Genomic DNA, 22,527 nt, shown 5'->3' on the forward strand with positions numbered 1-22,527 from the left:
GCGCACACAAAGCATTTTCGGCTCATAATTCAAGCCATCCCGGTCCGGAGATAATTTTCATTCATATGCGGCCACAGCTTCCACAGGCGCGATTCTGAACGTCTCTTCACAACTCATCCACGTTTGTGCTTTGTACTTGGTCCGGACCGTGCCATGGATCTCCCGAGGCTCTCCTGTGAACATTCTTTTCGCCAACTACGGCCAGTCTGACAATAACAGCGCATATCACATCGTCGGCTTCGCGAGTGGTCTGGCTGCCCGTGGTCACGACGTCTGCGTGGCGGTGGCAAAGTCCGTGCCGGACGGGCAGTTTGAGTCGGTGGGTGGTTTCCGCATGGCGTCCCATCGTACGGCTCTGAAGACGGGCTTTACCTTTGCAGATGGTCGTTCCGCGGATGTCCTTCACGTCTGGACGCCGCGGGAGACGATGAGGCTCTTTGCCAGCGCGCATGCTGCGGCGTGGGGGCATGCCTCGCTGGTGGTGCATCTGGAGGACAATGAGGAGGCGATCTTTGAAAGGTTCACGGGCTGCTCGCTGGAAAAGGCCTGTACGCTTGATGAGCCCTGGCCCAAGGGCCTCATCCACCCGGTTCACTACCGCGGCTTTTTGAAGTCCGCTCAGGGGGTTACCATGGTACACCGGTGCCTGGAGCCGCTTGTGCCTTCGGAACTTCCGAGGCAGGAAATCGTTCCCGTGATGGACTTCCGCTTCTTCACCAACGGGGGGGAAAGTCACGCCCTTCGCCGGGAGCTCGGCATCGCCCCGACAACGCGGGTCGTCGTTTTTAATGGCAACGATCACGCTGCTGCCGCTCTGGATATTCGCCAGCTCTATGAGGCGGTGGATCTGCTGATTGAGGAGGGCATGGATCTGGCATTCGTGCGCACGGGGCACGTCCTGCCTGCGAACTACGACGGCCTCCATTTCCGTCCCGGCTCCCGTTGCCATGAACTGGGGTTCGTGGAGCGGGGCATGGTCCCTGAAATCATGAGCCTGGCAGACGTAGCCGTGCAGCCCGGGGATGGTGATTATTTCAATGCCCACCGGCTTCCGGCCAAGGTCCCGGAATACCTCGCCATGGGCAAGCCGTTGGTGATGGGTGAAACAAACATCGGCCGTGAGCTTGCTGCGGCGGATGCGGCATTGATTCTTCCGGGCATGTCGCCTCGTCAGATGGCTGATGCCATTGCCCGGTTGTTGAACGCGCCCACCGAAACCGCAGCCATGGCGGTGCGAGGGCGTGAGTTTGCACGGAGCCGGTTTTCGAGGGATGCGGTGATTCCGCTGTTGGAAAGGTTCTACCAGAAGTGTCTGCCGGCACCGGCGGTGACACGACCTCAAGTAGGCTCCTGTCAGCTTCGCCGCTGATGCCCTCGAAGGAGTGGGGCCTGCACTTTCGGATTTACCAAGTTCTCTACGAAAGCAACGCTGCCCATGACTCGCCCTCGCTTCAGTGTTGTCATTCCCACGCGCAATGCGGAAGCGACTCTGGGAGCCACGTTGAGGACCTGCCTGGAGCAGGAGTTCGAGGACTACGAGATACTCGTCTCCGACAACAGCGCCACGACTGCCACACAGGAGCTGCTCGCAGGTATCAATTCTTCCAGGATTCGCTGCGTGCGACCGGACAGGACACTGTCCATGCAGGAGAACTGGGAGTTTGCCGTGGAGCAGGCGCAGGGAGAGTTCGTCCTGGTGTTGGGCAGCGATGATGGTCTCATGCTGCATTCTCTCAGGGAATTGGACCGTCTCTTGAGAATGCTGGACACCAAGCTGCTGCGCTGGGACTCCGTATGCTACCACTGGCCGACCGTGCCCGTCCAGGCGCAGCTCCCACCGAATGCGCTTCTGCTGCCATTGAAGCAGATGGATTCCTATCATCCCATTCGCTGGAGGGATTCGCGAGCCGTGATGTTGGACGCAGCCCATGGAAGGGTGAGCTACGCCGAACTTCCCACGGTGTACTCCTCAGCCGTGCACCACAGCCTTCTGGATGAATTGAGAAAGCAGACCGGCAAGGTCTTCCATGGTGACTGCCCGGATGTGTACAGCGGATTTGCCCTGGCACACCTTGTGAAGCGTTATTGCTCCCTGGATGCGCCCCTGTCCATCAATGGGCTCTCAGGTGTGAGCAACGGCGTGGCGACCATCTTCTTGAAGAACAGCTCTCCGATCGCAGAGGACTTTAACGCATTGAACCATGCGAGAAAGGCCGGACGTGGATGGCAGGAGTGGATTCCTGATCTTTCCCTGTTTTCCACCTGCAGCGCGCACTCGTTTCAGTGTGCCAAGGAGCGCTTGTTTCCCGAGGATGCAGAACTTTCAATGTGTCGCAGGGAGCTGGCGCAGCGCGTCATGCGCGAGTATCGCTCAGCGAGTGAGACCGAGTGGCAGATGGTGCGTGGAGCCGTGCGAAAGAGCATGGTGGATGACGCCTCGCTGCTGGCGTGGTTTGACTCGGAATACGCGGATAAATCACTGGCTGCCTGCCCGCCAGCGGATCGGTACCCGCTGAAGCACTATGGGGGTGCGTACATGCAACTGGATGCCGCGGAGTTTGGTGTGAAGGACGTGTGGGAGGCGGCTCTGCTGTGCGAAAAACTGCTGGGCTATCGCCAGGAGGGCATCAATGCACACCTGAAGGCAGACGGTGCTACAGCGCTGGAGAGATCGAAGACAAACAATGGTGCCGTGCCCGGAGCGCCGCGCGAGGGTCTGTATCAGCAGGAGACCGAAGTTGCGATTCTGAAGATCCTCGCTGGAAAGGTGACACGAAAAACCTTCATCGATGTAGGTGCGGAGAAGGGCTCCTTTGCCAGGGAATTTCTGAAGCTGGGATTTGACGGCGTATTGTTTGAGCCCTTTGCAACGCACCTGCCCGTGCTGGAAAAATTGGTGTCCGGCACGCGCTCCAAGGTGTTGCCTCTGGCGATCGATGCCACGGATCACGAAGGTCAATTGCATATTGCAACGGATCAGGCGGGGCAGCCGCTGGAGTATTTTCATTCCCTGCAGCCAGCGCCATCCGCGACGAACTTTTTTCACGGCGCGGCAGTGCCAGTCACCTGCCGTTCTCTGGAGAGCCTGGTGCGTGAAGGGACGATTGCGCGAGACGTTGGGATCTTGAAGATCGATACCGAGGGCAACGATTTGCGAGTATTGCAGGGCATGGGACCCGTGCGTGCGGAGGTCTTGATGTGCGAATACGTGACCCCCAGATTGTATCCCGACTGGTCATGCTCATTTCCTGAGGGAGTGATGGATGCAGCCAAAGCGATGGGGTATGAACATTGCATAGCGGTGAGCCGCTTCGACGAGCATGAGGTGGTGGAAAACGATCCAGTTCACTTTGTGGACGGTCAGTGGGGTAATCTTATCTTCATTTCCGATGCGCTCCTGCGCTCCGCTCAGAAGGAGATCGACGACATCCAGCGTTATGTGCATCGTGAGCATGTGAAAGCCTGTCTGCGAGATCACCAGGTCCTTCTGGAAAAGGAGGCCCGCATCCAGGATCAGGCGACAGTCTGCCTGGATCAGCAGAGACGGCTGGATGAACGCAGAGCCAAGATCGAAGAGTTGAAGGTCAAGAACGCAGTCCTGAAAGAAAAGAATGAGCGCCTGCGCACACGCTGCTGATACCGCTGTTTGCAGCTTCACGTTTGTGCGAATGCTCTCCACAAGTATCGACCAGAAGTGACATCTCAGACGATATTGATATCACCACTCATGACTCGTCCGCGCTTCAGTGTTGTCATTCCCACTCGCAATGCAGCAGTGACCCTGGAGGCAACACTGAAGACCTGCATTGAACAGGACTTTGAAGATTATGAAATTGTCGTGTCGGACAACGGCGACACCACTGCCACGCAGGAACGGATTGAGGGCATCAATTCTCCGAGGATTCGCCGCGTTCGACCGGATCGAACGCTGGCCATGCAGGAGAACTGGGAGTTTGCCGTGGAGCAGGCGCAGGGGGAGTTCATCCTGGTGCTGGGCAGTGACGATGGCCTGATGCTGCATTCGCTCAGGGAATTGGATCGACTCCTGAGAAAGCTGGATACGAAACTGCTGCGTTGGGATGCCGTGTGCTACAACTGGCCAAACCTGCCTGTGCAGGAGCATGCGGCGCCCAACACCTTGCTGCTTCCCTTGAAGCAGGTGGGCTACTACCATCCCATCCGCTCACGCGACTCACGGCAGGTCATGCTGGACGTGGTCAATGGCAAGATCAGCTATGCCGAGCTGCCCACGGTGTATGTGTCCGTTGTGCATCGCAGTCTGTTTGATGCCTTGCGGAAACGGACCGGAAAGGTATTTCATAGCGATTGCCCGGATGTGTACAGCGGATTTGCCCTGGCTCATCTGGTGAGGAAGTATTGGACGGTGGATGCGCCCCTATCCATCAGTGCGCTTTCAGGCGCCAGCAACGGAGTGGCAGTGCTCTACCTGAAGAACCAGTCCAACATTGCGCGGGATTTCTCGACGCTCAACCAGTCCCGAAAAACGGGTCGCGACTGGCCAGCATGGATACCTGATCTTCCGATCTTCAGTTCGTACAGCGCGGAGTCGTTCCATTGTGCCAAGGCGGCGTTGTTCCCGAACGACACAGAGATGCAGGTGGATCGACAGCAATTGGTGCGATTGGCCATGAGCGAGTATCGCTCGGCAGACGAGACCGAGTGGCAGATGTTACGCGAAGTCGTGCGGAAGAGTACGGCGGACGACGCTGCGCTGCTGGCGTGGTTTGACGCGGAGTACGGAGGCAAATCGCTCGTGACCTGTCCCCCTGCACCGCTGCATCAGTTGAAACGGTACGGTGGTCCCTACATGCAGCTGGATGCGGCGGAGTTCGGCGTGAAAGACGTGTGGGAGGCGGCGCTGTTGTGCGAAAAGGTACTGGGTTATCACCGCGATGGAATCAACGCGCACGTGCACCAAGAGCAGATCGCCAGTCCTTCAAGCGTATCTGTGGCCGCTGGCACTGCCAGTCCCGGTCCGGTCGCTGTCGATACTCCGCGCGATGGTGTGTACCAGCAGGAGACGGAGGCGATGTTGCTGAAGAGCCTCGCTGGAAAGGTGACACGGAAGACCTTCATCGACGTGGGTGCAGAAAAAGGTTCTTTTGCCAGGGAGCTTCTTGAACTTGGGTTTGACGGCGTGTTGTTTGAGCCCTTTTCAGCCCACCTGCCCGTGCTGGAGGAGTTGGTGTCCCACACCCGTTCCAAAGTATTTCCCTTCGCGATCGATGCCACGGATCACGAAGGTCGGTTGCACATTGCCACGGACGAGGCCGGGCAGCCGCTGGACTACTTCCATTCTTTGCAAGCAGCTCCATCGGCGACACTCTTCCATCATGACGAAGGAGTGCCGGTCATTTGCCGCTCCCTGGAGAGTCTGGCACAGGAGGGCGTGATAGCCCCCGAGGTTGGAGTTTTGAAGATCGACACCGAGGGAAATGACCTGCGAGTGCTGCAGGGGATGGGAGTGGTGCGCGCGGAGGTCCTGATGTGCGAGTACGTGACTCCACAACTGTATCCAGATTGGTCGTGCTCCTTCCCTGATGCCTTGATGGCCGCAGCCAGAGCCATGGGATATGAGCACTGCATTGCAGTGAGCCGCTTCGATGAGCATGAAGTTGTGGAACTCGATCCCGTGCATTTTGTGGATGGGCAGTGGGGCAATCTCATCTTCACCTCCGCAGCGATACTGCATTCTGCCCGAATTGATGTGGAAAAAATTCGTGCATGTCGACAGGAACATCACGTGAAGCTCTGTTTCAGGGAGCACTTGGAACTCTTCCAGAAAGAAGATATGATTCAGGACCAGGCGAGGCAGCTTCACGAAAAGGAGGCTGTCATTCGTCAACTGGCCGATGCCCTTGAGAATTTGCAGACAGAGCTGGGTGCGAAACATGCCAAGATCGCGGAACTCAAAGACAAGGTCACGCTGCTCAAGGAAAAAAACGAAAACCTGCGAATGAAGCGCTAAGAAGCGGTTGGTCTATTCGTCAACATATGACAGTAGACCCGGCGCCGCGGAAGCGGCGGAGAAAACGTTGTGGCCCTGCCACGGCATTTTTGTGAGCTGCTCGAAATGGAAGATCCAACATACGCCTCGCTCTCCCCCATGCAGAAGGGGATGCTCGCAGACCATCTGAGGCATGCCGAACCCGGGTTGGACCTGCTGCAGATTTTCTGTGAAGCCCACGAGCGACTGGACCCAAAGATCTTTGAGCAGGCATGGAATGTAGTGGTGAACAGGCATGATCTCCTGCGAAGCCGGTTTCTTTGGGAGGAGGTGGATGAGCCAGTGCGGGAAGTGTTGCCGAGCATCCGGATGCCTTTTGTCGAGCTGGATTGGAGGGACTCTTCAGGAAGGGAGCAGTCGGCCCGTTTCGAAGCTTTCTTCCGGGAGGATCGCCGCAGTGGCATGTCACTCACTGAGGCTCCGCTCCTGCGCATGACATTGGTCCGCATGGGCAGGAAGTTGTGGAGATGGTGTCTCACCATCCATCACCTGCTTCTCGACGCGCGCGGCATGCTCCTGCTGCTGGATGAGCTTTACCCTGTCTATGAGAGCCTGCTGGCAGGGACCGAGCCGGTGCTCCCGCCCGCGTCACATTTCGGTGACTATGTGGCGTGGCACAGGCAGCAGGACTGGTCTTCGGCGGAAGCCTGGTGGCGCCAGCAGCTTTCCGGATTCATCAAACCGACCCCGGCTCCTTTTCAGAACATGCAGGGGTGTGGTGAAGGTGATTGCTGGGGCGACCACCTCGTGGAACTCCCGGCGCGAGTGACACGCGGACTCGCGGGGCTTGCCGCGCGCGCCGACGTGACGCTCAATACCGTGCTGCAGGGCGCGTGGGCGCTGGTCCTGGGCAGATGCAATGGGGAGGGCGATGTGGTGTTTGGCGCTGTACGGGCCTGCCGCAAATCCAATGTTACCTCCGCGCCCACGTCGGTGGGGCTTTTCGTCAATACCCTCCCGGTCCGTGTGGACATCTCCCCGGAGAACGAGCTGATTCCGTGGCTTGGGTCATTGCGCAGACAATGGAGGGCGATGGGTGCTTTTGAGAATGTGCCACTCTCCCATGTGCAGAGATGGAGCGAGGTGCCGCGTGGCGAGCGTCTCCTTGAGTGCATTTTCAACTACCAGGAACCCAGTTGGGACAAGGTACTGGGAAGCCGGGGCGGAGCATGGCGTCGCCGCCGTTTTGGACTTCGATGCCAGACGTCTTATCCACTGACTCTCGATGTCTATGGAGGTGGTGGCTCGCTGGAGTTGAATCTGGTGTATGATCGCCGTGCACTCAGCGCGGACTCCATCAGCCAACTGATGAAATGCCTGGAGGAGGTGCTTGCCAGCATGGCGTCATCTCGTGGAGGCCGACTTGGGGACATTGAAATGGTGAGCAAAGCCACGAGGCACCAAGTCGTCACGGCCTGGAACAAGACCGCGCGTCGCTATCCGAAGAAATGTGTCCACGAACTCTTTGAGCTGCAGGCGAAACGGATGCCGGATGCCGTGGCGGCAACAGTCAATGCGGAGTCCATCACCTATTACAAGCTGAACCTCCGGGCCAATCGCCTGGGACGTCATCTGCGCCGTCTGGGCGTGGGACCGGGTACGATGGTGGCTGTCTGCCTGGAACGCTCACTGGATCTGCTCGCCGCACTCCTGGGGGTGATGAAGGCGGGAGGCGCCTATGTGCCTCTGGATCCTGAATATCCCACAGAGAGACTTGCCTTCATGCTTGAGGACACGGGTGCGCCGCTGGTGCTGACGGTTTCCCGCCTTGCGTCGCGTCTACCTGCCACTGTGGCGAAAGTGGTCTTGCTGGACACGGATTGGCCCGAGATCAAACTCCAAAGCAGCGACGGCTTCCAGAGTCTTGTCGACGCGGAGTCTGTTGCTTATGTCATCTACACCTCAGGATCCACGGGCCGGCCCAAAGGGGTGGTGGTGCCCCATCGGGGAATTGCGCGCCTGGTGATCAATGCCGACTACGCAAGCATCTCCGCTGACGACGTGTTCTTGCAGGCGGCTCCGGTGTCGTTCGATGCCTCCACATTCGAGATTTGGGGTGCCCTGCTTAATGGTGCACGCGTTGAGATTCTTCCAGCGGGCAGATTCGCCATTGAGGATCTCGCGAGGTTCATCCAGGCGCAGCGAGTCACGACGATGTTCGTCACCACAGCGTTGTTCCAGCAGTTGACGGAGCTCCACAGTGATGCGCTGGGAGGAGTAAGACAGCTCCTTACCGGTGGGGAGACCATGCCGGTGGAGACCATGCGTCGGGCGTTGCAGAGCCTGCCAGGTACCCGCATCATCCATTGCTACGGCCCCACGGAAAACACCACGTTCACGACGTGTCTTGCCATTGAGTCCGTGGACAAGGACGCGGGTTCCATTCCCATCGGACGTCCCATTGCCAACACCTCCGTCTACGTACTTGACTCCCAACTTCGGCCCGTGCCTCCCGGCGTGCCTGGCGAGTTGTATGCGGGCGGAGATGGCCTGGCGCATGGCTATTTGAACCGGCCAGAATTGACGGAGGAGCGTTTCATCACGCACCCGTTGGGCAGTGGGAGTGTGGGTCGGCTCTATCGGACGGGAGATGTGGTGCGCTGGTTGCCGGACGGCACGATCGACTTCATTGGCCGCGTCGATCATCAGGTAAAGATCCGTGGTCATCGGATCGAACTCGGAGAGATTGAGTCCGCACTCTGCAGTCATGGGGACGTGCGCGATGCCGTGGTGCTGGTGCGTGAAGAATGCCCAGGCAACAAGCGACTCACGGCCTTCTTGTCGCTCTTCCGGAAACTGTCCATTCGCGAGATCCGAAGGTACCTGGAGAGCAGGCTGCCGGCTTACATGATTCCATCCGTTTTCGTGCCATTGGAATCGCTGCCCTTGAATTCAAATGGGAAGGTGGATCGCAGAGCGTTACTCGCTCTCCTGATGACGAAGGAGTCGGAGACTGGTGACGATGCCCAGGAGGCTGTGACAAGGGTGGCGCCCAGGACAGAGACGGAGGACATCGTGGCCTCCATCTGGTCTGAAGTGCTGGAGATACCCCTGGTTGGTATGCAGGATCACTTCTTTGAACTTGGAGGTCATTCTCTGCTCGCCATGACGACCGTTTCGAAAGTGCGCAAGGCACTGCACAAATCCTTCCAGGTGCGTGTTCTGTTTGAGAATCCGGTGCTCGAGGACTTCTGCATCGCCTTGCAGAAGGTTGGATTGGGAAGTGCTGATGAGCTGACGACACCCATCACGAAGGTTGCCTTAAAAGGGCCTCCTCAGGCGTCGTCCTTTCAGGAGCGAATCTGGTCTGGCTACCTACACCGCAAGCCCGACGATGCAGCCAATCTGCTGGTGTGCTTCCGCCTGAAAGGAGCACTGGATGTAAAGGCCCTCGAGCAGAGCCTGACGGAAGTCGTGAGGAGGCATGACATCTTGCGCACCCGGCTGGAAGGGCAGCAGGGAAGAATGGTCCAGAACATCGCTCCTGCGGAACCGGTGACGGTGGAAGTCCTTGCTCTGAGCCGCGCACCCAGGCGCTCACCTGAGCTGTCGAAGCTCATCAGCGGTATCACCCATGCTACGCTTGATGATGGCACGGGACCGATGCTCCGCTTTACCCTGCTACAGTGGAGCGAGTCACGGCACCTTCTCCTCGTCATTTTTCACCCGCTGACGTACGACTCCAGTGTCCGCCGCATTTTGCTTCGCGAGCTGGAGGTGCTGTACGCCGCGCATAAGGAAGACCGGCAGGCATTGCTTCCAGAGCCCACGTTGCAGTATGCGGACTTTGCCGTCTGGCAACAGAAGTGGCTGGGCAAGGACACCGTCGCTCGCAGAAGGTTGCTCAACCACTGGACGCAAGTCCTCGACAGCGAGAAACTGCCTGCGGTCGAACTTCCCTTTCCAAGGACGTCACCCGGGGAGGCCACGGCGGAGGAGTCCGTGCTCTGGATGCTCTTCAAACGTACCACTACGAGTCAGGCGAGGCATTTTGCGAAGGAGCATGGAGCCACGTTGTTCATGCTCCTTCTGGCCTGTGCGAAGGTCCTCCTGTACCGCCGTACCCGCCAGACGGACATGCTCGTGGGGACGTACTTCGCGAGTCAGAGCCATTCCGAGATGGAGTGCGTCATGGGGCCAAGATCGAACCTCGTGGTGCTGCGCACGAATCTCTCCGACAATCCTACATTCTCCAATATTCTCCTGCGCGTGCGTGAGGTGGTCCTGGACGCACAGGCTCATCAGGACATGCCGTTTGAGCACTTGTGTGCCGCCTTGCATGCGTGTGGGAAGCCTGTGCCACCCATCGAGGCCCTGTTCATGCACACGCATGTGGAGTGGCCCATTCTGCGTCTCGAAGGCATTCGAACCCACCAATCAACGATCCTTGGTGGATCGATACCGTGGGGATTCTCCATCAACTTCCTCAGCCGTGAAGATAGATCGGACTTCCTCCGGGCCTGTTGCGTTTTTGATGCGCGCAGGTACGAACCTGAAGAGGTCCGTAAGTTTGTGTCGGCACTCGTGTCGATGGTAGAGACCGTCATCGCGCGCCCATCCGTCACACTGGATGAACTGGCCATCCGCGCATAGGGACGCGGGGTCTGCCCCGGTAAGCTGCGCTACCAGCGGATGCCCCAGCGCAGAAGGCGGTCGCACCATGCGGCGTTTGCCTGGTAGAGTACGACGTGATGGCCCAGGCGCTCCTCGGAGAACGACGATCCCAGCTCACGCATACGCAGCTTGGCCATCTCGGCAAAGCCGGTGGTGGTAATCTCCGCGCTGGACTTTTGAAGGTCGTGAACGCGGAAGCACCCCAGGCACCAGGGGAGACGCTTGATGCGCGCTCCGGCCCGCTGGAAGCGCAGCAGTAAGTCCCAGTCGAAGGCGAACTTGAAGCTCTCATCGAGGTGGCCACCGCACTTCTCCCAGAGGCTGCGGCGCCAGAACAATGTCTCCTGGGGGATGTAGTCAGCCCACAGTAACATCTCGCCATTGTGGCGCGGCAGTACCCAGCGGCCGACCTGCCAGTCGCGTTCATTGATGATGAGACGATGACCGTAGATGGCGTCCACTTCGGGGTGAGTGGCAAAATAATGAGCCACGTAGTGGAGGGCGCCCGGAGCGAGGAGGTCGTCCGAGTTCAGCCATGCCATGATCTCGCCTTTGGAGCGGGTGAAGCCCTTGTTGATCGCATTGGCAGGACCGGTGTCCTTTTCACTTCCCCAAGACGCCAGCTTGTCTGCGTGCTTCTCGATGATGTCCACGGAGCCGTCCTTGCTGCCACCGTCCCACACGTGGTAGTCGAGCCGGGGATAATCCTGGCTCAGAATGCTATGCAAGGTGCGCTCCAGGAAATCAGCCTGCTGATAAGAGGGCGTCACCATGCTGATGAGGGGCCATGACTCCGGTGGTCCGGGAGGCAGGACCTTCGGTATGGAGTCCAGCTTCAGAGGCTTGGGGTCATGCTGGCGCAGCACCCCCAGGCGCATCTCTGTCTTCCAAACCCTGTCCTTGAGCTTCAGGAAGCGGTTCACGCGGCTGGGGTCTTCCAACACGGGAGCCACGATGCATCCACGGCGGGTGAGACTGCGGTGCACGGCTTCCTCATACGAGCGGAGGTCTGAGCGCATGAGGCGATAGCGCGTTTCCCAGTTCCAGGCCTCATGCCTGTCGTGCCGGGCTTGTACCTTCGTCTGCTTGAGCTCGCGCTTCAGCTGCACCACGCGCTTGCGCAATTCCTTGTGCCGGACGTTGCGTTTGTCTGTGGTTTCCTTCATGCGCCGCATCACTTCCATCTGCTGTTCCGAATGGGCTTGGAGGGCCTTCAGATCGATGGATGGAGCCGCAGCGTGTCCGGGAGTTCCATTGGCGCCGTCGCTCCGGCTGGTGGCGCGTCGCAGCAGCCATCGTGCAAGGAGATCATCAAGGCGTGCCATTGAGAGAGAAGGACTGTTCCTAGCGGCGTCGACGCAGCACCGCAAGGTGCTTGTCCACGAACTTGCCGGGGGTCAGTAATTTGCGGGAATCTTCATTGTGATGCGTGAGCACGAGCTCGGCTCCGAGGTTCTGCAGCGCATCCAGTGCGAGTTGATGTTCCTTGTCAAAATAGCTCGTGATGACCAGCAGGCCATCCTCGCCCACCTTGGTGAGGCCTTCTTCGAAGATGCGCTTCCACAGCTCCGGGCCGTGCCAGAAGTTTTGATGGCGGAGCAGCACCATGTCGAAGTTCTCACCCAGCTCCTTGTGCTTGGAGAGCTTGGTGGCGTCTTCCAGCAGAAACTCAGCGGGAAGGTGGGCGTGATTCTCCCGTGCCTGCAGGATCTCGCGGATTCGGATGTCTGCACCAATCAACTTCACGTCGCCACTGGTCTGCGCCCTGGCAAAGTTCACCAGAGTCTCTGCCTCATCACATTGCCCGCACGCGATGTTGAGCAGCCTCAGATCCTTGTCCGCCGCCGCTTTTAGATGTGGGGAAACTTTGTCGCGCAATAGCGCGTTCAGCTTCCGCATGTCCTGGGCAATGGGATGGCTGGCAGACATGGAATGAAACGAACAGGCTAGAAGTTCATGCTCTCACCGAAGACATGGCGCGCAGCGGAGGCCACGTCCTTGTCACCACGACCGCTGAGGTTGGCGAGGATGATCTCGTCCTTTTGCATCGTCGGGGCGATCTTCTTCACGTAGGCCATCGCATGCGCGCTTTCGAGCGCAGGGATGATCCCCTCGTACTTGGAAAGAGTCTGGAAGGCATCCAGCGTCTCGTCATCCGTGGCATACGCATATTCCACGCGGCCCTGGTCATGCAGGTAGGCATGTTCGGGTCCGATGGCAGGATAGTCCAAGCCGGCACTCACAGAGTGGGTCAGCTGGATCTGGCCATCTTCATTGGCCAGCAGCCAGGTCTTTGTGCCTTGCAGCACGCCGAGGCGCCCCCCTTGGAAACGCGCAGCATGCTTCTCCGGCTTGATGCCTTCGCCACCGGCTTCCACGCCGACCATGCGCACATCCTTGTCACCCAGGAACGGATGGAAAAGCCCGATGCTATTGCTGCCACCACCGACGCAGGCCACGAGCAGATCCGGCAGGCGTTGTTCACGCTCCAGGATTTGCCGACGTGCTTCGACACCGATGACACGGTGGAAGTCGCGCACGATCATGGGGAAGGGATGCGAGCCCAGAGCGCTGCCGAGAATGTAATGCGTGGTGCGCACATTCGTCACCCAGTCACGCATGGCCTCATTCACCGCTTCCTTGAGCGTCGCCTGACCGGCCGTCACTGGCACGACCTTGGCGCCGAGGAAACGCATGCGGGCGACATTGAGCGCCTGGCGCTCCATGTCCACACTGCCCATGTAGATGACGCACTCGAGATTGAACTTCGCACACACCGTGGCCGTGGCCACGCCGTGCTGACCAGCACCGGTCTCGGCGATGATGCGCTTCTTGCCCAGCCGGATGGCGAGCAGGGCCTGACCGAGGGCGTTGTTGATCTTGTGCGCGCCCGTGTGGAGCAGGTCTTCGCGCTTCAGGTAGATCTTGGCACCGCCGAGTTCCTTGGACCAACGCTCGGCAAAGTAGAGCGGCGTCGGACGGCCCACGTACTCGCCCAAAAGGCGGTCGAGTTCGGCCTGGAAGGCGGGATCCTTCCGGGCGCGCTCGTATTCGTGGGTAAGCTCCGTAAGAGCCGCCATGAGGGTTTCCGGGACAAACATGCCTCCATACTGGCCAAAGTGGCCGTGGGCATCTGGCAGGGCGGAAGGGGCGGGGGCGCTCATGGGGGCGATAGCAAAGCACAAAGGCCCGCTGTCTCAAAGGACTTCTGCGTTCCCTGATAGGCGTTCAGGCCTCCAGCTGGAATGCGTTGTCCCCCAGCAGGGCATTCAGGGCACGGCGGTAGGGGCTGGGCATGGGGAGGTCCGGCAGATCATCATGCGAAATGACACGGACGGATGCACTCTCTTCCAACGCAGGGCGCTTTTTTTCAACAGGGGCTTCATGCACCCATAGCGTGACCCGGTAGCGGGTGATGGTGTAGCGGGACTTGTGGAGTACCCCGGGCAGCTTCTCGCACTCCGGCAGGGCGGGCAGCTTCCACAGGCCGGTGCGTCTCGCGCCGGTCTCCTGCTGCAGCAGCACCCCCTCTTCCGTGCGGTGGAAGAAGACACGCTCCGTCACTTCCGTGGCTGAAGCACGGGCGCCCTTGACCGGGAGAGAGGTGGGCTCCTCGGCAAGGCAGTACTTCTGCACCGGGCACTGCCCGCAGGTGGGGGAGGAGACGCGGCACACCGTCTGACCGAGTTCCATGAGTGCGCTGTTGTGGGTACGGGCACTGGGGGAAGCCTTCACCAGCAACTCGGCCCGCTCCCAGAGCTTGGTTTGGCCCTCGGTGGAGTCCACGGGTGTAGCGTCGTTGCAAAGGCGTGCCAGGACACGCGCCACGTTGCCATCCACAATGGGCGCTGCCTGGTCATGGGCGAAACTCATCACTGCGCCTGCCGTGTAGCGGCCCACGCCCGGCAGAGCATGTATCTCCTCCAGTGTCTTTGGAAACACACCTCCGTGCCGTTCCATCACGGTCCGCGCCATTTGTTGCAGGAAACGCGCGCGCCGGTAGTAGCCCAGGCCTTCCCACGTGCGGAGTACCTCTGCCTCCTCCGCCTTGGCCAGCGTCCGCACATCCGGGAAACGCTCCATCCACCGGGTGTAGTAGCCCTTGCCCAGTACCGTGGGGATCTGTGTCTGTTGCAGCATCATCTCAGACACGAGGATGGCGTATGGATCCGTGGTGCGGCGCCAGGGGTAGTCTTTCGCGTTCGCCGCGAACCATGCACCCAGGGCTTGGGCGAATGCCTCCGGGTGCTGTAGCGGCGATTGTTTTGGCATGACGGGAAGTGACAGATGACGATTTCCAGCGGACAAGTGAACGTCCGACGAGCGGCTCCAGCTTGCAAGCGCCATCCTCCTCATGCCCGCACCTGCACTCACCACCTATACCAAGGTCATCACGGAACTTCAGGCTGCGAAACTCCGATCCATCTTGGAGGAGAAAGGCTGGGAGTTCGAAGCAAAGCCTTATACCCTCTACGCCGCTGCCGGGCCGAAGGTGAATGTCGCCGTGTATGAAAAGGGACCCAAGGTCGTGCTGCAGGGGAAGGGGATTGAGGACTTCATTAAATTCACGTTTGAGCCCGAGGTGCTGGGCGCGGCGGAACTGGGCTATGAGGAGGTGCACAATCCCTCCATGTTCGCTCCCCACATCGGGGTGGATGAAAGCGGCAAGGGTGATTTCTTCGGTCCACTCGTCATCGCTGGCGCTTATGTAGATGCGGACATGGCGCGCACGCTCCGGGAGATGGGCGTGGTGGATAGCAAGCGCATCGGCTCCGATGCAAAGATCTACGAACTCGCGCGGGACATGCGCCAGGCGCAGGTGATTCACGAGACGATCGTCATCGGTCCGGAGCGTTACAACGAGCTATATGCCAAATTTGGAAACCTGAACAAGCTGCTCGCCTGGGGGCATGCCAGGATCATTGAGAACATGCTGGCACGTGTACCCGACTGCCCACGTGCTCTGTCTGACCAGTTTGCCAATCCCCGCGTGCTTCAGCAGGCGCTTCAAGAAAAGGGGCGTGGAATTATTTTGGAACAGCGGACAAAAGCCGAAAGTGACCCCGCAGTGGCGGCTGCTTCCATCTTCGCACGGGAAAAATTCGTGCAATGGCTCGACCAAAATAGCCCTAAAATCGGCTTTACTCTCGGCAAGGGTGTTTCCGCATCCGTAAAAGCCACAGGCGTAAAAATTGTGCAAAAGCTTGGAGTTGAAGGGCTTGCAAAATTCTCAAAAATGCACTTCAGAACGGCGCAAGAGGTATCTGCCGCATCCTCAAGCACATAGAGATAACTTTAGACGATCTTTTTGTACACGAGGCGCGTTGTTTGCTACACTAACGTGCATTTTTCGGTTGGGAATTAGTCCCCTAGCGGCAACCTCATCCTCCCTCTCATCTCATGGCTACGATCACGAAGCGCGACCTCGTTGTCGAATTGAGCAACCGGACAGGCCTGACTCAGAATCAGGTATTTGACATGCTTCAGCATGTGCTGGATCTCATCACCGAGGAACTCTCGAAAGGGAACGAAGTGACCCTGCGTCGCTTCGGCACGTTCGAAGTTCGCGTGGCCAAGCCTAAAATTGGGCGCAATCCCAACAAGCCCGGTTCAGAGATGCAGATCCCGCCACGCTCTGTGGTGCGCTTCAAGCCGGGCAATGAAATGAAGGCCCAAGTCGCCTCCGTGCTCCCCAAACTGGTGAGCAATGACGGAGACGCCCCTTCATCACCGGCCTGAATTGGAATTCGCTGGAGCCACCGCTTCACCTGCGGTGGCTACATATACGAATGCCGGCGGTAGATTCCCCCACACGGTGGTGGTGGTGGTCAGCTTGTAGCAGCGGCTGGCGAGCAAATCCCGGAAGCACCTTCCCTTGGGAAGAAGGTGGAAGCCTGTGTAGGCAAAGGTGACGAAGATGCCACCCGGGCGCAGGCGGGGTAGCACGTGGTCGAGAATGGCCTTCTGCAGGCTCTCAGGAAAGGCCGTCCAGGGCAGTCCACTCACCACGGCATCAAAGGTTTCGCCTTCTCCCGGCCATTGATTGAAGTCAAACTCCTGGGCCGGGACTGCTTCGAAGCGGAGGTTGGGGAATCGCTGACCAAGCTGCTTCACGAAGATTTCATTGAGCTCGAGACCCAGGTATTCGCTCCCTTTGGGCAGGGCCTCGGCGACCGCTTCAGTCAGGGCTCCGGTGCCCGGACCCAGCTCCAGGACTCTTTTGGACTCATGGATTTTGGCTGCTTCCGCGATGCGGCGAGCCAAAGCCAGAGAGGAAGGCGCCACGGCCCCCGTAGTCTCCCAATTGCGTACAAACTCTTTCAAAAACACCCATGACATTGACGTGACGCTATCCGTGGTTGCGGGGGCACGCGAACAGTTTTATGGGAGCGATTCGGGAAATGACCCTATGATCATCCGCCTTTGTCTTGCCCTGACTGCGCTGGCCATGCTTGCCTGCGCTGGCTGCAGTTCCTCCCACTACAAGATCACGCTGCGTGATGGGCGTGAGTTCATGACGGCGAGCAAGCCGGAGTACAACTCAAAGACAGGCTACTACAAGTTCCGCGCGCTGAATGACAAGGATGCGCTCATTCGCTCGGACGAGATTCTCATGATGAATGAGCTCTAACAGCAGCATGGCGCACGAAGGAAACGGCAGCGACAATCTCAAGCCCGGAACGGCGCCACTGGTGCTGGCCTCTGCTTCACCGCGCCGCACGGAGCTCATGCAGGAAGCGGGCTATACCTTCGAGGTGCTCGTGCCTGAGGTGGAGGAGGCCCATGATGAATCCCTCACCTGCGAGTCCCTCACGATCGAGAACGCCCGGCTCAAGGCCATGGCCGTCGCGAGCCAGCGACCGAATGCCGTGATTGTCGCCGCGGACACGTTGGTCTACCTCGATGATAAGCCCATCGGCAAGCCGGCGGATCTGGAGGATGCCGCAGGCATGCTGCGCCGCCTCAGCGGTCGCACGCACAAGGTGTGCACCGGTGTGGCCATCGTGGCCCGTGGCGGTGCGGAGGAGCGCACGTTCCCCGTCATCAGCGAGGTAACCTTCAAGCTGCTCACGGAGGAGATCATTCGGGACTACCACTCCCGCATCCAGCCGCTCGACAAGGCTGGCGCCTACGCAGTGCAGGATGAGAGCGCGATGATCATCGAGCGCGTGGAGGGCTCATGGTCCAACGTGAAAGGCCTGCCGATGGAGCGGCTGAATGAGGAACTGAGGGTGTTTTTGACAAGGTAAGTGCCACATGGTGTGAAGCGCGGGGCATTCGCAGGGAGCGGCACTAGCCTTAGTGCCGGTGGTGGGAAAAACTGGGTGCGGAGCCTCTTTCTTCGACCTGTGATTTCCAATCGTCCACAACCGCTCAGTCCCTTACGCCACGTCGATGACGTTACATGACGGCACTAGGCTAGTGCCGCTCCCTGCGGGCTGACGCTCGTTTCACACCCGGTGCGTGGCTACTGCTTGCCTTCCTCCTCCAGCGCTTCATTCCTGAGCGACTCCGTATCCCAAGCCTCATCGCTTGGGCTTTCACGCACCTCAGCATCCACCGCAAAAAGCTTCTCCATTTCCGCAATCTGATCGCGCGCGGCGTTCACATAAGCATCGCCGTCCTTATGCTCGAACCACACGTCCGCCATATTGCGAATGGAGCGCTCGTCGAACTCACGGAACTTCTTTGCGGCACGATGGGCTTCGTGGGCAGGAATTCCCATCAGTCGCAGAGCCTCCTTGCCGAGATCCAGCGAGCTGCCCAGGGTCTCGCGATAGATGTAGTGTGCCCCTCGCCGCACCATCTCATACGCATGGATGCGTCCCGAGGCACGTGCCAGGATCGTGAGATGCGGGAAGTTGTGTCTCACGGTCTCGATGATCTTGAGACTCTTTTCTTCGTCGTCGATGGCGAGGATGAAGAGCTTGGCTCTTGAAGCGCCTGCGCTGTGCAGCAGGTCCAGGCGGCTGGCATCGCCATAGAAGAGTTTCATGCCCATGCGCCGGAGGAAGTCCACCTGTTCGGAGTCGAGGTCGAGCACGGTGGCATTGATGCGATTCACCGCAAGCAGGCGGCCCACGATGTGGCCGAACCTGCCATATCCAGCGATGAGCACCGGATTGTCGCTTTCCGGAATGGCATCCGGCTCACGTTCGTTCTCGCGCTTTTGCAGGCGAGGGAGCAGCATCTTCTCGTAAATCAAAAGCAGGATGGGTGTGACTGCCATGCTGAGTGCGACCACGGCGGTGAGCTTGCTGCTGAGTTCCGGCGGAAGCGCCCCGCCCGATTGTGCCACGGAAAAGAGCACAAAGCAGAACTCGCCACCTTGCGAGAGCGCGCACGCCATGAGCAGACTTTCTGGCAGACACAGTCCGCTGAAGCGCGCCACCGCGAAGAGCACGATTCCCTTCAGCAGAATCATTCCCGCGATCCAAAGCGCGATATCCATCGGCTGTGATCCCACCAGTCCAAAGTCGATGCTCGCTCCCACCGCGATGAAGAAGATGCCGAGCAGCAATCCTTTGAACGGCTCCAGGTCCGATTCCAACTCATGGCGGAATTCACTCTCTGCCAGCACCACACCCGCGAGGAACGTCCCCAGCGCAGCACTCAGACCCACCGACTGCATCAGCAGCGCAGTACCCATCACCAGCAGAAGCGCGGTGGCGGTGAACATTTCCCGCAACTGCGTTCTTGCGATGTAACGGAAGATGGGACGGATGAGGTAGCGGCCACCACCTACGATCAACGCCACTGCACCAAAGGTGAGCAACGCCTGCTGCCAGCCTGGGAGCCCCTCCGCGAGGCTGTGGCCACTCCCGTGCTCGGCATGCGGAACCGCTGCGCCCACATGGCTGGAGAGCAGTGGCAGTACCGCGAGCAACGGAATGACCGCGAGATCCTGGAACAGCAGAATGGCGAAGCTCGCTTGGCCGGCGCTGGTCTTCATGAGCCCCTTCTCCGCGAGGGTCTGCAGCGCGATGGCCGTGGAGGACATCGCCAGGATGAGGCCCGCCGCGATGGCTTGTTTTCCGGGATACTGCATGAGCCACCCGACCAGGGCGATGACCGCGCCCGTGCCCAACACCTGGGCGCCGCCCATGCCCATCACCGGACCACGCAGACGCCACAGCAGCTTGGGCTGAAGCTCCAGCCCCACGAGGAAGAGCATCATCACCACGCCGAACTCGGCGAAGTGCATCACGTCCTGGCCCTCCTTGCCAATGAATCCCAGGACAAAGGGGCCAATCAAGGCTCCGGCGATCAAGTAACCCAGCACCGAACCCATCCCCAGCCGTTTGGCCACGGGCACAGAAACCACGGCGGCAAGCAGGTAGATGAATGCCTGGGCGAGGAAGGTCTCGAGATGCATGCGGGTCTAGAGCTCCAGGTTCAGGCATTCTGCCGCGGCCAGCTCCGCGGGATCGAGGCGCCCATCGCGCAGACTTTCCAGCAGAGTCCGATATTGTCGCGCATGATTGTGCAATTCCAGATCACCTACTCGAAACGAACTGTGTACGACGAGTGGCGGGAGGAAGGTCATGCCACACAGCATGGCCGTTTGTTCCAGTGGGGCGAGGAGCTGGCGGATGGTGTAGCGATTTTGCCCCGAGCAGCAGTACGCCTCCGCACTCCCACCGGTGCTCATCACGTGCATCCAGCACTTGTCGCGCAGTGCGGTGCCATCTTTCCCATAGGCCCAGCCGTGTTCCAGCACCAGGTCCTCCCATTGCTTCAGAATGGCGGGCGTGGAGTACCAGTAGAAGGGATGCTGGCACACAATGATGTCATGCTCGGTGAGCAGCTTCTGCTCATGTGCCACGTCGATATGGAAATCCGGATACGCCTCATACAGGTCGTGAAAGGTCACCCCTTCCACGCCACGCACGGAGTCCGCCAGCGCCCGCTGGATACGCGAGCGACGCAGGCGCGGGTGCGCGAAGAGAACCAGGATGCGTTTCATGAAGGGACGGAGGGATGTCCGGAGATTTGATGCGTCCAAAGCAGCGGTGCGAGTCGATCCTCTGGGGCGTTCTTGTCTCTTGTCAAAGACAAGGCCATTGAGCAAGCTTTGAACCATGAAAACTCGCCACTTCCTCCTCGGGTGCGCCCTTACTGCCGCCCTGTCCGTTTCTGGTATGATGAAAGCCCAAGCGGAAATCAAGGAGGGACCGGTGGAATACAAGGCCGGTGACGTGGTGTGTGAAGGCTGGCAGGCCTATGACACGGAGAAGGAGGGCAAGCGCCCCGCTGTGCTCATCATCCACCAGTGGACCGGCGTGAGTGACTACGAAAAGATGCGCGCCCGCATGGTGGCGGAGCTCGGCTACAATGTGCTGGTGGCTGACATCTATGGCAAGGGGGTGCGTCCCCAGAAGCCTGACGCCGCGAAGGAGGCGGGCAAGTACAAGGGCGATCGTGCCCTCTACCGCGAGCGCATCAGCGCGGCGCTGGACGTACTTTTCAAGGATCCCCGTACTGATGATACGCGTGTGGCTGCGATGGGCTACTGCTTCGGCGGTACAGGCGCGCTGGAAGCCGCACGCAGCGGCGCCAGCCTGAAGGGCGTGGTGAGCTTCCACGGCAATCTCAACACTCCAACCCCGGATGACGCGAAGAACATCAAGGGACAGGTGCTGGTGCTGCACGGGGCGGATGATCCTGTGGTGCCCCCGGCTGAAGTGGAGGCATTTGAAAAGGAGATGAAGGGACACAGCGTGAAGTACTGGTTCGTCTCCTACCCGGGAGCCGTCCACAGCTTCACCCAGAAGGGCGCTGGAAACGACAACTCGAAAGGATCCGCCTACAATGCGGATGCCGATGAGAAGTCGTGGAAGGAGATGAAGGACTTCTTTGAGAAGGTGCTGAAGTAGTCGAGCGCCTCAATACGGTGGCGGAACCGGCGGTGGTGACATGGGTTGAGGAAGGTTCCTCCACCCATGCGTGGCAAAATAGAGGCGTGTTGGCATCTGGCACCAGAGGACCAGCAGGACAATGGATGGCGCACCGCAACAGGACAGGCCCACGATAAGCGCCGCCAGTCCCACGCCCCAACTCCATGGAGCGGCAGGGAGGAAAGCGCACCCGAACATGGCGAGGGCCAGCACACAGAAGATGCCGAGCACGATCCAGTCACCGGGACCTATGGGTTCGACTTCGTCTGCAGGAGTCAGGCCCCACTTCACTTCCAAGCCTGTGACCCGCGTGACGCCGTAGGCCGCCATGAGAAGGCAGAACGCGGCGTAGAGGCTCACGAATACCCTGAATGCCACTACGACTCCGGGTGTTCCTTGAGTTTGGAAGGAGGGCGGCGGTGGCAGGGGCAAAGACTGCATGCACGACTATGCATGGCTCTGCCGCCCTCGAACAAGAGAATCCACTTCAGCCGGGAGGTGTGGTGTCCTGGCCAGCCTCCACCAAAGCGGCCAGCTTGTCGAACGCCTCGGTCCAGCCAAGCTCGTTGTCACTCGGGGAGATGCCGGGTGGTACGCCCTCGTGCAGGGAGATGACTTCCGTTCCTCCATCCACCTCACGGAAGGTAGTGGTGAGAGTCATCTCTCCTTGCATGGTGGGATCCGGCGTCTCGAACTCGACCACTTCAACAATCTCTTCGTTTGGGATCAGCTTCACAAACCGGCCATGGTACGTGTCCGTGTGTGCATTCGTCTTGCCGGCAGTCGCAGACTCCTCATAGGTGAGTGAGATGCGGATGGCTCCGCCTTCCTGCGGCTCGGAGGTGTGGACCTCGCAAGTCATGCCCGTGGGGACTTTCCAGATAGCGACATCACGCGGATCGAGAAAGGCGCGATACACGCGCTCGCGGGAAGCGTGCACACGGCGGCTGATACGGGTGGTGCTCATGCTCCGACGTTAACATCAGC

18 protein-coding genes are annotated in these 22,527 nt (G+C 59.4%); 9 read left to right on the plus strand and 9 right to left on the minus strand.

Features of this window, described 5'->3' with window-relative positions; translation table 11 throughout:
- The first annotated feature begins 175 nt into the window (after window positions 1-175).
- The 4 genes from DES53_RS16370 (at window position 176) to DES53_RS16385 (ending at window position 10,621) form a co-directional block, all read left to right on the plus strand.
- Window positions 176-1,369 carry a glycosyltransferase gene (locus tag DES53_RS16370; protein ID WP_113959355.1) on the plus strand — a complete coding sequence of 398 codons (1,194 nt, stop codon included), beginning with the start codon at window positions 176-178 and terminating at the stop codon, window positions 1,367-1,369.
- 66 nt (window positions 1,370-1,435) lie between these two features.
- The gene (locus DES53_RS16375) at window positions 1,436-3,637 is read left to right on the plus strand and encodes an FkbM family methyltransferase (RefSeq protein ID WP_113959356.1); all 2,202 of its coding nucleotides are present in this window, start codon (window positions 1,436-1,438) and stop codon (window positions 3,635-3,637) included.
- Window positions 3,638-3,727: 90 nt separating this feature from the next.
- Entirely contained in the window at window positions 3,728-5,989 is a 2,262-nt protein-coding gene (locus tag DES53_RS16380; protein WP_113959357.1) for an FkbM family methyltransferase, read from the plus strand.
- Window positions 5,990-6,094: 105 nt separating this feature from the next.
- On the plus strand, window positions 6,095-10,621 hold the full coding sequence (locus tag DES53_RS16385) for a non-ribosomal peptide synthetase (RefSeq protein WP_113959358.1): 4,527 nt from the start codon (window positions 6,095-6,097) through the stop codon (window positions 10,619-10,621).
- Window positions 10,622-10,650: 29 nt separating this feature from the next.
- Here DES53_RS16385 and DES53_RS16390 read toward each other — a convergent pair whose 3' ends face one another.
- From DES53_RS16390 to DES53_RS16405, 4 genes are all read right to left on the minus strand, one after another.
- Entirely contained in the window at window positions 10,651-11,967 is a 1,317-nt protein-coding gene (locus DES53_RS16390) for a glycosyltransferase family 2 protein (protein ID WP_113959359.1), read from the minus strand.
- A gap of 19 nt (window positions 11,968-11,986) precedes the next feature.
- Window positions 11,987-12,571 carry a class I SAM-dependent methyltransferase gene (locus tag DES53_RS16395; protein ID WP_113959360.1) on the minus strand — a complete coding sequence of 195 codons (585 nt, stop codon included), beginning with the start codon at window positions 12,569-12,571 and terminating at the stop codon, window positions 11,987-11,989.
- Between the two features lie 17 nt (window positions 12,572-12,588).
- Window positions 12,589-13,806, minus strand: coding sequence for a tryptophan synthase subunit beta (gene trpB, locus DES53_RS16400; RefSeq protein WP_113959361.1), 1,218 nt, complete (start codon window positions 13,804-13,806; stop codon window positions 12,589-12,591).
- Between the two features lie 64 nt (window positions 13,807-13,870).
- Entirely contained in the window at window positions 13,871-14,914 is a 1,044-nt protein-coding gene (locus tag DES53_RS16405; protein WP_170157169.1) for an A/G-specific adenine glycosylase, read from the minus strand.
- Window positions 14,915-14,996: 82 nt separating this feature from the next.
- On the opposite strand from DES53_RS16405, the gene rnhC reads away from it, so the two are divergent.
- Both rnhC and DES53_RS16415 read left to right on the plus strand, forming a co-directional pair.
- Window positions 14,997-15,929 carry a ribonuclease HIII gene (rnhC, locus tag DES53_RS16410; RefSeq protein WP_113959363.1) on the plus strand — a complete coding sequence of 311 codons (933 nt, stop codon included), beginning with the start codon at window positions 14,997-14,999 and terminating at the stop codon, window positions 15,927-15,929.
- 113 nt (window positions 15,930-16,042) lie between these two features.
- Window positions 16,043-16,381: an HU family DNA-binding protein gene (locus DES53_RS16415; RefSeq protein WP_113959364.1), complete on the plus strand. Its 339-nt coding sequence runs from the start codon at window positions 16,043-16,045 to the stop codon at window positions 16,379-16,381.
- On the opposite strand, the gene DES53_RS16420 is transcribed toward DES53_RS16415, so the two are convergent.
- The gene (locus DES53_RS16420; protein WP_170157170.1) at window positions 16,370-16,927 is read right to left on the minus strand and encodes a class I SAM-dependent methyltransferase; all 558 of its coding nucleotides are present in this window, start codon (window positions 16,925-16,927) and stop codon (window positions 16,370-16,372) included. The genes DES53_RS16415 and DES53_RS16420 overlap by 12 nt on opposite strands.
- A gap of 124 nt (window positions 16,928-17,051) precedes the next feature.
- On the opposite strand from DES53_RS16420, the gene DES53_RS33045 reads away from it, so the two are divergent.
- Together DES53_RS33045 and DES53_RS16430 are read left to right on the plus strand one after the other, a co-directional pair.
- Window positions 17,052-17,273: a YgdI/YgdR family lipoprotein gene (locus DES53_RS33045; RefSeq protein WP_170157171.1), complete on the plus strand. Its 222-nt coding sequence runs from the start codon at window positions 17,052-17,054 to the stop codon at window positions 17,271-17,273.
- 7 nt (window positions 17,274-17,280) lie between these two features.
- Window positions 17,281-17,892: a Maf family protein gene (locus DES53_RS16430; protein ID WP_170157172.1), complete on the plus strand. Its 612-nt coding sequence runs from the start codon at window positions 17,281-17,283 to the stop codon at window positions 17,890-17,892.
- A gap of 218 nt (window positions 17,893-18,110) precedes the next feature.
- Here the strand turns inward: DES53_RS16430 and DES53_RS16435 are convergent, their stop codons facing one another.
- Together DES53_RS16435 and kefF are read right to left on the minus strand one after the other, a co-directional pair.
- Entirely contained in the window at window positions 18,111-20,018 is a 1,908-nt protein-coding gene (locus DES53_RS16435) for a monovalent cation:proton antiporter-2 (CPA2) family protein (protein ID WP_113959367.1), read from the minus strand.
- A 6-nt stretch (window positions 20,019-20,024) separates the two neighbouring features.
- Window positions 20,025-20,609 (minus strand): glutathione-regulated potassium-efflux system oxidoreductase KefF, encoded by a 585-nt coding sequence (gene kefF, locus DES53_RS16440; protein ID WP_113959368.1) that lies wholly within the window; start codon window positions 20,607-20,609, stop codon window positions 20,025-20,027.
- A 115-nt stretch (window positions 20,610-20,724) separates the two neighbouring features.
- Here kefF and DES53_RS16445 point away from each other — a divergent pair, with 115 nt between their 5' ends.
- Window positions 20,725-21,519 (plus strand): dienelactone hydrolase family protein, encoded by a 795-nt coding sequence (locus tag DES53_RS16445; protein WP_113959369.1) that lies wholly within the window; start codon window positions 20,725-20,727, stop codon window positions 21,517-21,519.
- A 9-nt stretch (window positions 21,520-21,528) separates the two neighbouring features.
- Here DES53_RS16445 and DES53_RS16450 read toward each other — a convergent pair whose 3' ends face one another.
- Together DES53_RS16450 and DES53_RS16455 are read right to left on the minus strand one after the other, a co-directional pair.
- On the minus strand, window positions 21,529-21,900 hold the full coding sequence (locus DES53_RS16450; RefSeq protein WP_147263442.1) for a hypothetical protein: 372 nt from the start codon (window positions 21,898-21,900) through the stop codon (window positions 21,529-21,531).
- Between the two features lie 127 nt (window positions 21,901-22,027).
- Window positions 22,028-22,507 (minus strand): SRPBCC domain-containing protein, encoded by a 480-nt coding sequence (locus DES53_RS16455; protein WP_113959371.1) that lies wholly within the window; start codon window positions 22,505-22,507, stop codon window positions 22,028-22,030.
- Window positions 22,508-22,527: the final 20 nt, after the last annotated feature.

The sequence above is a fragment of the Roseimicrobium gellanilyticum genome (assembly GCF_003315205.1).
Lineage (GTDB): Bacteria > Verrucomicrobiota > Verrucomicrobiia > Verrucomicrobiales > Verrucomicrobiaceae > Roseimicrobium > Roseimicrobium gellanilyticum.

What these genes read in the sequence shown, in the direction of transcription:
- DES53_RS16375 (WP_113959356.1), top strand. Translation starts at nt 1,436, where the DNA reads ATGACTCGCCCTCGCTTCAGTGTTGTCATTCCCACGCGCAATGCGGAA.
- DES53_RS16380 (WP_113959357.1), top strand. Translation starts at nt 3,728, where the DNA reads ATGACTCGTCCGCGCTTCAGTGTTGTCATTCCCACTCGCAATGCAGCA.
- DES53_RS16385 (WP_113959358.1), top strand. Translation starts at nt 6,095, where the DNA reads ATGGAAGATCCAACATACGCCTCGCTCTCCCCCATGCAGAAGGGGATG.
- DES53_RS16390 (WP_113959359.1), bottom strand. Translation starts at nt 11,967, where the DNA reads ATGGCACGCCTTGATGATCTCCTTGCACGATGGCTGCTGCGACGCGCC.
- DES53_RS16395 (WP_113959360.1), bottom strand. Translation starts at nt 12,571, where the DNA reads ATGTCTGCCAGCCATCCCATTGCCCAGGACATGCGGAAGCTGAACGCG.
- trpB (WP_113959361.1), bottom strand. Translation starts at nt 13,806, where the DNA reads ATGAGCGCCCCCGCCCCTTCCGCCCTGCCAGATGCCCACGGCCACTTT.
- DES53_RS16405 (WP_170157169.1), bottom strand. Translation starts at nt 14,914, where the DNA reads ATGCCAAAACAATCGCCGCTACAGCACCCGGAGGCATTCGCCCAAGCC.
- rnhC (WP_113959363.1), top strand. Translation starts at nt 14,997, where the DNA reads ATGCCCGCACCTGCACTCACCACCTATACCAAGGTCATCACGGAACTT.
- DES53_RS16415 (WP_113959364.1), top strand. Translation starts at nt 16,043, where the DNA reads ATGGCTACGATCACGAAGCGCGACCTCGTTGTCGAATTGAGCAACCGG.
- DES53_RS33045 (WP_170157171.1), top strand. Translation starts at nt 17,052, where the DNA reads ATGATCATCCGCCTTTGTCTTGCCCTGACTGCGCTGGCCATGCTTGCC.
- DES53_RS16430 (WP_170157172.1), top strand. Translation starts at nt 17,281, where the DNA reads ATGGCGCACGAAGGAAACGGCAGCGACAATCTCAAGCCCGGAACGGCG.
- DES53_RS16435 (WP_113959367.1), bottom strand. Translation starts at nt 20,018, where the DNA reads ATGCATCTCGAGACCTTCCTCGCCCAGGCATTCATCTACCTGCTTGCC.
- kefF (WP_113959368.1), bottom strand. Translation starts at nt 20,609, where the DNA reads ATGAAACGCATCCTGGTTCTCTTCGCGCACCCGCGCCTGCGTCGCTCG.
- DES53_RS16445 (WP_113959369.1), top strand. Translation starts at nt 20,725, where the DNA reads ATGAAAACTCGCCACTTCCTCCTCGGGTGCGCCCTTACTGCCGCCCTG.
- DES53_RS16455 (WP_113959371.1), bottom strand. Translation starts at nt 22,507, where the DNA reads ATGAGCACCACCCGTATCAGCCGCCGTGTGCACGCTTCCCGCGAGCGC.